At 52.8% G+C, this 489-nt stretch carries 1 protein-coding gene; it reads left to right on the forward strand.

Annotation, left to right across the window (positions count from 1 at the left end; genetic code table 11):
* Positions 1–246: 246 nt before the first annotated feature.
* The coding region (locus tag RX395_RS09995) for a hypothetical protein (RefSeq protein ID WP_316367345.1) at positions 247–489 on the forward strand (243 nt) is incomplete at its 3' end.

Raw genomic sequence — 489 nt, forward strand, 5'->3', positions numbered from 1 at the left:
GTCCACCACCGATCTGTTTTGGAATGGAAGCAATCGAGCCACGATATTAGCGAGTGGACTCTATAAATTCAAGATAGAAGTGTTTTGCGGATATTATGAAACTATGACTTCTTTGCGATAGCCTACCGCTTTACAGACGAGTTTTATAAGTTCAACCTGTTCGCGGACCAGCACTTGATCGCGTTGTACGGGAACAGTCCGAGGCAGTAACCAGACGGTTGGATCGGGGACAGAGGAGGCGGTGGTATGAAGCGGGAGCGACTATGGGGAACACTGCGGCAGGTATGGCTCCGGGCCCGACCGTTCCTGGTCTCCGCCCTGGCGGTTGTGCTCATTGCCCTCCAGCAGATTTATTATCTGGATGACCCCGCTACCGTTGTTCTCAATATCATCCTGCTGGGTCTGAATCTGCTGCTGTTTGTGCCTCTGGTCCGAAACGCAGGAAAAGCCGCGGCGTATTCCGGAGATACTGTGGACAGAGTGCTGCAG

This window comes from Collinsella aerofaciens, assembly GCF_032584215.1.
Taxonomy (GTDB): domain Bacteria; phylum Actinomycetota; class Coriobacteriia; order Coriobacteriales; family Coriobacteriaceae; genus Collinsella.